Annotated in this window: 7 protein-coding genes, 1 tRNA gene and 2 rRNA genes; 6 read left to right on the plus strand and 4 right to left on the minus strand. The window is 51.6% G+C overall.

The annotated features are described in order from the left end of the window. Positions 1-60 precede the first annotated feature (60 nt). On the minus strand, positions 61-3,162 hold the full coding sequence (locus QRD42_RS02845; RefSeq protein ID WP_321988141.1) for an efflux RND transporter permease subunit: 3,102 nt from the start codon (positions 3,160-3,162) through the stop codon (positions 61-63). A gap of 221 nt (positions 3,163-3,383) precedes the next feature. On the opposite strand from QRD42_RS02845, the gene QRD42_RS02850 reads away from it, so the two are divergent. The 6 genes from QRD42_RS02850 (at position 3,384) to QRD42_RS02875 (ending at position 8,969) form a co-directional block, all read left to right on the plus strand. Beyond that, positions 3,384-4,064: a TetR family transcriptional regulator gene (locus QRD42_RS02850; protein WP_321988142.1), complete on the plus strand. Its 681-nt coding sequence runs from the start codon at positions 3,384-3,386 to the stop codon at positions 4,062-4,064. A gap of 129 nt (positions 4,065-4,193) precedes the next feature. Then, on the plus strand, positions 4,194-4,415 hold the full coding sequence (locus tag QRD42_RS02855; protein WP_318363340.1) for a hypothetical protein: 222 nt from the start codon (positions 4,194-4,196) through the stop codon (positions 4,413-4,415). Positions 4,416-4,800: 385 nt separating this feature from the next. Further along, entirely contained in the window at positions 4,801-5,826 is a 1,026-nt protein-coding gene (locus QRD42_RS02860; protein ID WP_072569512.1) for an amino acid ABC transporter substrate-binding protein, read from the plus strand. 81 nt (positions 5,827-5,907) lie between these two features. Then, a complete protein-coding gene (locus tag QRD42_RS02865) occupies positions 5,908-7,089 on the plus strand; it encodes an amino acid ABC transporter permease (RefSeq protein WP_072569511.1) in 1,182 nt (393 codons plus the stop codon). A gap of 9 nt (positions 7,090-7,098) precedes the next feature. Then, a complete protein-coding gene (locus tag QRD42_RS02870; protein WP_321988143.1) occupies positions 7,099-8,202 on the plus strand; it encodes an amino acid ABC transporter permease in 1,104 nt (367 codons plus the stop codon). 8 nt (positions 8,203-8,210) lie between these two features. Continuing rightward, complete coding sequence (locus tag QRD42_RS02875) at positions 8,211-8,969, plus strand: amino acid ABC transporter ATP-binding protein (protein WP_318363338.1); 759 nt, start codon at positions 8,211-8,213, stop codon at positions 8,967-8,969. A gap of 114 nt (positions 8,970-9,083) precedes the next feature. On the opposite strand, the gene rrf (QRD42_RS02880) is transcribed toward QRD42_RS02875, so the two are convergent. From rrf (QRD42_RS02880) to rrf (QRD42_RS02890), 3 genes are all read right to left on the minus strand, one after another. Next, positions 9,084-9,199, minus strand: a 5S ribosomal RNA gene (gene rrf, locus QRD42_RS02880). Positions 9,200-9,241: 42 nt separating this feature from the next. Then, a tRNA-Thr gene (locus QRD42_RS02885) sits at positions 9,242-9,317 on the minus strand. A 14-nt stretch (positions 9,318-9,331) separates the two neighbouring features. Beyond that, positions 9,332-9,447, minus strand: a 5S ribosomal RNA gene (gene rrf / locus QRD42_RS02890). Positions 9,448-9,456: the final 9 nt, after the last annotated feature.

Below are 9,456 nucleotides of genomic sequence, written 5' to 3' on the forward strand. Positions count from 1 at the left end.
CCTTTTAAATATAAACCCCTTGTATAAGATTATTTATATAAATAATTTCAGTGAATATATTCAGTGGTTATTGGTAAAGCGTCGGCGAATAACAACGAAGAATACTGGTACAAAAAATATCGCCAGTAAGGTCGCGGATACCATACCGCCCATTACGCCGGTCCCAACCGCATTTTGCGCGCCGCTGCCCGCACCTGTACTGAGCACCAGCGGCATTACGCCAAGGATAAAGGCAAGTGACGTCATAAGGATCGGACGCAAACGCATTTTCACGGCTTCCAGGGTGGCGTCGATTAAGCTTTTACGCTCTTTATCCATCAGATCCCTGGCAAATTCGACGATCAAAATGGCATTCTTTGCCGACAAACCAATGGTGGTCAGCAGGCCAACCTGGAAATAGACGTCGTTACTCAGGCCACGGCAGCTGGCCGCCAGCAAGGCGCCAACCACACCAAGCGGCACGACCAGCATGACGGAAAAGGGAATCGACCAGCTTTCATAAAGCGCAGCCAGACACAGGAACACCACCATTAATGAGATGGCGTATAACGCGGGCGCCTGATTGCCGGATAAACGCTCCTGATAAGACATCCCCGTCCAGTCAAAGCCTATCCCGGAGGGCAGCGTGGCGGCGAACGCCTCCATCATCTTCATAGCTTCACCGCTGCTTTTACCCGGTGCGGCCTCACCCAGAATTTCCATCGCTGGTAAACCGTTGTAGCGCTCAAGACGCGGCGATCCCTGGATCCAGTTGGCGCTGGTGAAACTTGAAAAAGGTACCATTTCGCCGGTACGACTGCGTACAAACCAGCGATTAATATCATCCGGCATCATGCGATAAGGCGCATCAGCCTGCGCGTAGACTTTTTTCACACGACCGTTATCGACAAAATCATTCACGTAAGTGCTGCCCAGGGCGGTGGCAATGGTCTTGTTAATATCCGCGAGTGAGACGCCGAGCGCCTGTGCTTTTTCCTGATCGACATTCAGTTTGAATTGCGGCATATCTTCCAGGCCATTAGGCCGGGTGCGCACCAGCATGTCCGGGCGCTGGGCCACTTTCTTCAGCAGTTCATTACGCGCTTTGGTTAACTCCACGTGCCCCAGCCCCGCCTGATCGATCAATTCAAAGTCGAACCCCGTGGCAGTGCCCAGTTCGGTGATGGCGGGAAGGTTGAATGCAAAAACCATCCCGTCTTTGATACTGCGAAACGCATGCGTGGCACGCGCAACTATCGCCTCAACGCGATTCTCCTCGCCCTCGCGCTGCGCCCAGTCTGTTAAGCGGATAAAGGCCAGGCCGTTGTTTTGCCCTTTGCCGTTGAGTCCAAACCCCGTCACCGTAAACACGGAATCCACGTTATTTTTCTCATTCGTCAGGTAGTAACGCGTAACTTCCTGCATGATTTTTTCTGTGCGATCCTGAGCAGCGCCAGCGGGCAGCGTGACCATCGTCAGGAAAACCCCCTGATCTTCTTCGGGTAAAAAGGAGGTCGGCAAACGAAGAAATAAACAGGCCATACCCACGACAATCACCAGGTAAAGCACCATGTAGCGTCCAGTACGGCTTAGCAGTTTTTGTACGCTGCCGGTGTAGTGATGGGTACTTTGTTCAAACAGCCGGTTAAACCAGCCAAACATCCGGTTAGTCGTGCCGTGGGCGGTGGGTTTTAACAGGGTGGCACACAGCGCGGGCGTTAAAATAAGCGCCACCAGCACGGACAGCGCCATGGCAGAAACGATGGTGATGGAGAACTGCCGGTAGATCACCCCGGTTGAACCGCCAAAAAACGCCATCGGGACGAATACCGCCGACAGCACCATGGCGATGCCCACCAGCGCGCCCTGTATTTGCGACATCGATTTCTGCGTCGCCTCTTTGGGCGACAATCCTTCATCGACCATCACGCGTTCTACGTTTTCCACCACCACGATAGCGTCGTCCACCAGCAGGCCGATGGCTAACACCATACCAAACATGGTCAGTGTATTAATCGAATAGCCAAACGCCGCCAGTATGGCAAAGGTCCCCAGTAACACCACGGGCACCGCAATAGTAGGAATAAGCGTGGCCCGCAGATTCTGCAAAAACAGATACATGACAAGAAACACCAGCACGATGGCTTCAAACAGCGTTTTGAAAACTTCCCGGATGGAGATCTTGATAAAAGGAGTGGTGTCGTAGCTGTAAACCAGTTTCAGGCCGTGAGGAAAGTAGGGCTGCAGATGGGCCATCTGCTGTTTCACCGCATCGGCAGCATCCAGCGCGTTAGCGCCTGTTGCGAGTTTGATGCCCAGACCCGCTGACGGTTTACCGTTATACCGGGCGATAACGTTGTAGTTCTCGCCGCCCAGCTCAATGCGTGCGACGTCTTTAAGTTGTACCCGTGCGCCGCTGGACAAGACTTTTAACGTAATACGGCCAAACTGCTCCGGCGTGCGCAGTCGCGTCTGCGCAATGATTGAGGCATTGATTTGCTGATTGGCCACGGATGGCGTGCCGCCCAGTTGCCCGGCGGCAATCTGACTGTTCTGGGCTTTGATTTGATTTACCACATCCACAGTAGTGAGCTGATATTCATTCAGTTTATTCGGATCAAGCCAGATGCGCATCGCATATTGCGCGCCAAAGAGTTGAACATCGCCCACCCCTTCAGTACGGCTAACGGGATCCTTAATATTTGACGAGATAAAATCGGCAATATCATCCTGCGTCATGCTGCCGTCTTCCGAGATAAAACCCATTACCATCAAAAAGGTGCTGCTTGATTTCTTAACGTTGATCCCCTGTTGCTGCACTTCCTGGGGCAATAATGGCATGGCAAGTTGCAGTTTGTTCTGCACCTGAACCTGGGCGATATCGGCATCGGTGCCGGATTTAAAGGTTAAGGTGACGGACACGCTGCCGGCAGAATCGCTGGTGGACGACATATACATCAGATTATCCAGGCCATTCATATTTTGTTCTATCACCTGGGTAACGGTATCCTGGACCGTTTGCGCATCAGCGCCGGGATAAGTGGCATTAATAGCGATAGCAGGCGGTGCGATCGTAGGATATTGTGCAACCGGAAGGTTGATGACCGCCAGCGCGCCAGCCAGCATTAAAATAATCGCCAGCACCCAGGCGAATATAGGCCTATCAATAAAGAACTTAGCCATGGTAGCGGTTCACCTTATATCTGTTCGCATTCACCGACCCGCGTCAGCACTAAAATAAAAACATCCCTCTTTATATTTATGCGATGAATATAAAGAGGACGGCAATAAAAATAGCCTCGACATGTTGAATGAATAGTAGAAAAATGCAAGGATACAAATTCAATTTTTTGCGGAAATTTCATTTAGCAAATGTAACCCATCATTCAGCATAGTTATTATTCATGGCAAAAAGAACGAAAGAGGATGCCTTAAAAACACGGCAATTATTAATTGACACCGCCATTTTAACCTTTTCTCAACAAGGATTCTCTGGCACATCGCTGGATGATATAGCCCATGCAGCGCAAGTAACACGCGGCGCTATTTACTGGCACTTTGAAAATAAATCACAATTATTTAACGCTATCTGGCAAGAACAATTACCTGTGAGGGATAAAATAGCCGATAAAATGAAGTTACATTCGGACGCATCTGCCGAAATAATATTACGACAATCACTAATAGAAGGTTTACGGCTGATTGCTCAGGATCCGCTGGAACAGGCGCTGGTGGAAATTCTTTACCATAAATGCGAGTTTACAAAAGAGCTGACATCAGAAACAGAGATACGCGAGCGTCTGTTGTTTAATCATGAACATGTTTTGCAGATGTTGAACAAATGCGTAAAAGAAAACCCAGGGTTTCTGAACTGTAATATAGACCTGGCGATGATTATTATTCAGGCCTACCTGAGCGGTATCATCAAAAACTGGCTCATGACGGACAAAAGCTTTGATCTCGACAGACTGGCTCCGTCGCTGGTGGACGGACTGCTGGCATCGCTTCGCCTTACGCCCTCTGCGCCGGTAAACCATCACTCATGTACATCATTGTCCCTGCGCACATCCTCTATTTCTCCATAATCTCACCATTCTGGCGGCTTTATCTCCACGCTTTTTACATTCGACATGCTTTGTAAAACTCCAGCCGCAGGAAGGCGCGCCAACCAGTGGTAGAATGAGCGCATTCACACATAAGAGGTAATTGTGATCATGAAAAATTTAATTGCCATTGCACTGTTGTCTTCCGTACTGGCCGGGTGTGCTCACGATTCCCCTTGTGTCCCCGTCTATGACGATCAGGGCCGCCTGGTGCACACTAATACCTGCATGAAAGGCACCACGCAGGATAACTGGGAAACGGCAGGCGCTATCGCAGGCGGCGCTGCGGCCATTGCTGGCGTGACCCTGGGTATCGTCGCTCTCACCAAATAATCTTCTCGCAGGCGTGCCGGTGTACGCCTGCTTTTGCTCCCGTCCGGTGCAATCCATCAACATTGTTAAAATTATCTCTTACTTTGGGTCATTATTTTCTTCCCCCTTTCCTGTATAAATAATTCATCCCACCAATGGTTCGTCTGCTATGAATTTATTTTGCTCTGATTTGTGGCACAGGTTTTAATTTCGCACCAATCCAGTGCGCTGATTTTATTTTTCCCTGTCTACACTCTCCTTATTACGGGCGTTCTGCATTAATTCTTTTCGCACGTAAAACCTGGCACTACCTTTGCTTTACAAAGTATGGCCAAAGCCACAGACAGGTTTCAGGCGTTTCCCGGACGCCTTCATATAACGATAATTTCGCCACACAGGATGCATTATGAAAAAGATGATGATCGCCAGCCTGGCCGCTGCCGGTGCGCTGTTTGCTGTTGCTAATCAGGCCCATGCTGGTGCCACTCTGGATGCAGTAAAGAAAAAAGGTTTTGTGCAGTGCGGTATTAGTGACGGGTTGCCGGGTTTCTCTTATGCAGACGCCAACGGTAAATTTAGCGGTATTGATGTGGATGTGTGCCGTGGCGTTGCGGCTGCCGTTTTCGGCGATGATACAAAAGTAAAATATACCCCGCTGACGGCAAAAGAGCGCTTCACTGCGTTGCAGTCGGGTGAAGTGGATGTACTCTCCCGTAATACGACCTGGACCTCCTCCCGTGATGCAGGCATGGGAATGTCCTTTACCGGCGTCACCTACTATGACGGTATCGGCTTCCTGACCCACAACAAAGCGGGCCTTAAAAGCGCCAAAGAGCTGGATGGTGCCACCGTCTGTATTCAGGCAGGTACAGACACCGAGCTGAACGTGGCGGATTATTTCAAATCCAACAAAATGAACTATACCCCGGTGACCTTTGACCGTTCTGATGAATCCGCCAAGGCGCTGGAATCAGGTCGTTGCGATACGCTGGCCTCCGACCAGTCTCAGCTCTATGCGCTGCGCATTAAGCTGAGCACGCCGGGCGAGTGGATTGTTCTGCCGGAAGTGATTTCTAAAGAGCCGCTGGGCCCGGTGGTTCGCCGCGGTGATGATGAGTGGTTCTCCATTGTGCGCTGGACGCTGTTCGCCATGCTGAATGCGGAAGAGATGGGTGTTACCTCTAAAAACGTCGATGAGAAAGCGGCGAATCCGGCCACGCCTGATATGGCGCATCTGCTGGGCAAAGAGGGTGATTACGGCAAGGATCTGAAGCTTGATAACAAATGGGCTTATAACATCATCAAGAAAGTCGGTAACTATGCGGAAGTGTTCGAACGTAATGTGGGTTCTGAAAGCCCACTGAAAATCAAACGTGGTCAGAACAACCTCTGGAATAACGGCGGTATTCAGTACGCTCCGCCAGTACGTTAAGACCTGACATTTTGTATTTTGCAGTAACGGACACCGCCTTTGCGGTGTCCGGTCCAGAGTCATGGCTACCGAGGTTTTCTTATGTCCCATCGCCGCCCAACCGTTAAAGGATCGTTTTCCTTCTCCAACCCTGCGGTTCGCGCCTGGCTGTTTCAGATTATCGCCGTGCTGGCTGTCGTCGGCGTGGCTATTTACCTGATACACAATACCGTTACCAATCTGAGCAACCGTGGCATCACGTCAGGTTTTGCCTTCCTCGATCGCAGCGCCGGTTTCGGCATTGTTCAGCATCTTATCGATTATGAGCAGGGCGATACTTATGGCCGGGTGTTCCTGGTCGGTTTGCTTAATACGCTGCTGGTATCGGCGCTATGCATTGTTTTTGCCTCATTTCTGGGCTTCTTTCTGGGGCTTGCACGACTGTCGGAAAACTGGCTGCTGCGTAAACTGTCGACTATTTACATCGAGACGTTCCGCAATATTCCGCCGTTATTACAGATCTTCTTCTGGTACTTTGCGGTACTGCGTAATCTTCCGGGGCCACGCCAGGCGGTAAGCGCGTTCGACCTGGCGTTTTTGAGCAATCGTGGTCTCTATATTCCCGCGCCGCAAACAGGTGAAGGGCTGCTGGCTTTTATCGCGGCAGTCGCGCTGGCAGTTGTCCTGTCGGTTGGCCTGTTCCGCTTTAATAAAACGCATCAGATCAAAACCGGGCAACTACGCCGCACATGGCCGGTTGCACTTGGTCTTTTCATCGCATTGCCACTGCTGGCGCACATGATTTTCGGGGCGGCCCTGCACTGGGATGTGCCGGAACTGCGCGGTTTTAACTTCCGTGGCGGAATGGCGCTGATTCCGGAACTGGCAGCATTGACGCTGGCCCTGTCAGTCTATACCTCCGCCTTTATTGCCGAGATTATCCGCGCGGGTATTCAGTCAGTACCGCACGGGCAGCACGAAGCGGCGCGTTCGCTTGGCCTGCCGCATCCGGTAACGCTACGCCAGGTGATCATCCCGCAGGCGCTGCGTGTGATCATCCCGCCATTAACCAGCCAGTATCTTAATATCGTCAAAAACTCATCTCTGGCGGCGGCGATTGGTTATCCGGACATGGTGTCGCTTTTCGCGGGAACCGTCCTGAACCAGACAGGCCAGGCAATTGAAACTATCGCCATCACTATGTCGGTATACCTGATTATCAGTCTCGGTATTTCGTTGCTGATGAATATCTATAACCGCCGCATTGCGCTGATTGAACGCTAAGGATCCGTGATGACAAAAGCTATTGTGTCTCACTCGCCGCGTCCGGTCAGTACCGGGACGGGGCATTATTTACTTTGGGTACGTAAGAACCTTTTCTCCAGCTGGTCAAACACACTGCTGACGCTGTTCTGCCTGTGGCTGATGTGGGAGCTGATCCCGCCATTGCTTAACTGGGTGTTATTCCAGGCAAACTGGGTGGGAACGACCCGCGCGGATTGTACGAAGGAAGGCGCCTGCTGGGTATTTATCCATCAGCGGTTTGGGCAGTTTATGTATGGCCTTTACCCCCATGAGCAGCGCTGGCGGATCAATGTTGCCTTAATCTTTGGTCTGCTCTCTATCGCGCCGATGTTTTTGAAAACACTGCCCAGGCGTGGCCGTTATATCGCCTGCTGGGCAGTTATCTATCCGGTCGTGGTGTGGTGGTTGTTGTATGGAGGATTTTTAGGGCTTGAGCGGGTGGAAACCCGTCAATGGGGCGGATTAACGCTGACGCTAATCATCGCCGCGGTCGGTATCGCCGGTGCTTTGCCGTTGGGCATCTTACTGGCCTTGGGGCGGCGTTCAAAAATGCCAGTGGTGCGGATCCTGTCGGTGGTGTTAATCGAGTTCTGGCGTGGCGTGCCGCTGATTACCGTGCTGTTTATGTCGTCAGTAATGCTGCCGCTGTTTATGTCTGAAGGAACAAGCATAGATAAGCTCATCCGTGCGCTGGTTGGCGTGGTGCTTTTTCAGTCGGCTTATGTGGCGGAAGTGGTACGCGGCGGGCTTCAGGCATTGCCGAAGGGTCAGTATGAAGCGGCGGAATCGCTGGCCCTTGGTTACTGGAAAACACAGGGGCTGGTCATATTGCCCCAGGCGCTGAAACTGGTGATCCCGGGTCTGGTTAATACCATTATCGCGCTATTTAAAGATACCAGTCTGGTGATCATCATCGGGCTTTTTGATCTGTTCAGCAGCGTGCAGCAGGCCACGGTCGATCCGGCATGGCTTGGCATGTCGACCGAGGGCTATGTCTTTGCCGCGCTGGTTTACTGGATTTTCTGTTTTAGCATGTCACGCTACAGCCAGCATCTGGAGAAGCGTTTCAACACCGGGCGTACAGCGCACTGAGGAAAACCATGAGTAATACGATTATGCAGTCTGACGATGCGATGATTACGCTCGACAATGTGAATAAATGGTACGGGCAGTTTCACGTGCTGAAAAATATCAACCTTGAGGTCAAACAGGGTGAACGTATCGTCCTTTGCGGGCCGTCGGGTTCAGGTAAATCCACCACGATCCGCTGTATCAACCATCTGGAAGAGCATCAGCAAGGCCGGATTGTGGTGGATGGGATTGAGCTTAACGAGGACATCCGTAATATCGAGAAGGTGCGTCAGGAAGTGGGCATGGTGTTCCAGCATTTTAACCTGTTCCCGCATCTGACGGTTTTACAGAACTGTACGCTGGCACCGATTTGGGTGCGTAAAATGCCGAAGAAGGAAGCGGAAGCACTGGCGATGCATTATCTTGAACGCGTGCGCATTGCTGAACATGCCCATAAATTTCCGGGGCAGATTTCCGGCGGGCAGCAACAGCGCGTAGCCATTGCGCGTTCGCTGTGTATGAAACCGAAAATCATGCTGTTCGACGAACCGACTTCTGCGCTCGACCCTGAGATGGTGAAAGAAGTGCTGGATACGATGATTGGCCTTGCCGAGTCGGGTATGACCATGCTCTGCGTGACCCATGAGATGGGCTTTGCCCGTACCGTCGCGGATCGCGTGATCTTTATGGATCGTGGTGAGATCGTTGAACAGGCACCGCCAGAAACCTTCTTTGCCAACCCCAAATCAGAACGTACAAGAGCGTTTTTGTCGCAGGTTATTCATTAATCTGGCTTCTATAACCGCAAAGCCCAGCCGCCGCGCCGGGCTTTGCGGTTATTTTCATAAAAGATGCATAGCAAAAAGCCCAGTCTTTCGACTGGGCTTTTTGCTTTATTTGATGCCTGGCAATTCCCTACTCTCGCATGGGGAGACCCCACACTACCATCGGCGCTACGGCGTTTCACTTCTGAGTTCGGCATGGGGTCAGGTGGGACCGCCGCGCTAGTGTCGCCAGGCAAATTCTTTTCTAAGTGCCGAACTATTAACCGCTTTAAAAGTGGTGCTGATACCCAGAGTCGAACTGGGGACCTCACCCTTACCAAGGGTGCGCTCTACCAACTGAGCCATATCAGCACGCTTAATTTGATGCCTGGCAGTTCCCTACTCTCGCATGGGGAGACCCCACACTACCATCGGCGCTACGGCGTTTCACTTCTGAGTTCGGCATGGGGTCAGGTGGGACCGCCGCGCTAGTGCCGCCAGGCAAATTCTT

The sequence above is a fragment of the Enterobacter sp. PGRG2 genome, assembly GCF_030291195.1.
Lineage (GTDB): Bacteria > Pseudomonadota > Gammaproteobacteria > Enterobacterales > Enterobacteriaceae > Enterobacter_D.

Coding starts and splice junctions, on each gene's coding strand:
- QRD42_RS02845 (WP_321988141.1), bottom strand. CDS start 3,162: ATGGCTAAGTTCTTTATTGATAGGCCTATATTCGCCTGGGTGCTGGCG.
- QRD42_RS02850 (WP_321988142.1), top strand. CDS start 3,384: ATGGCAAAAAGAACGAAAGAGGATGCCTTAAAAACACGGCAATTATTA.
- QRD42_RS02855 (WP_318363340.1), top strand. CDS start 4,194: ATGAAAAATTTAATTGCCATTGCACTGTTGTCTTCCGTACTGGCCGGG.
- QRD42_RS02860 (WP_072569512.1), top strand. CDS start 4,801: ATGAAAAAGATGATGATCGCCAGCCTGGCCGCTGCCGGTGCGCTGTTT.
- QRD42_RS02865 (WP_072569511.1), top strand. CDS start 5,908: ATGTCCCATCGCCGCCCAACCGTTAAAGGATCGTTTTCCTTCTCCAAC.
- QRD42_RS02870 (WP_321988143.1), top strand. CDS start 7,099: ATGACAAAAGCTATTGTGTCTCACTCGCCGCGTCCGGTCAGTACCGGG.
- QRD42_RS02875 (WP_318363338.1), top strand. CDS start 8,211: ATGAGTAATACGATTATGCAGTCTGACGATGCGATGATTACGCTCGAC.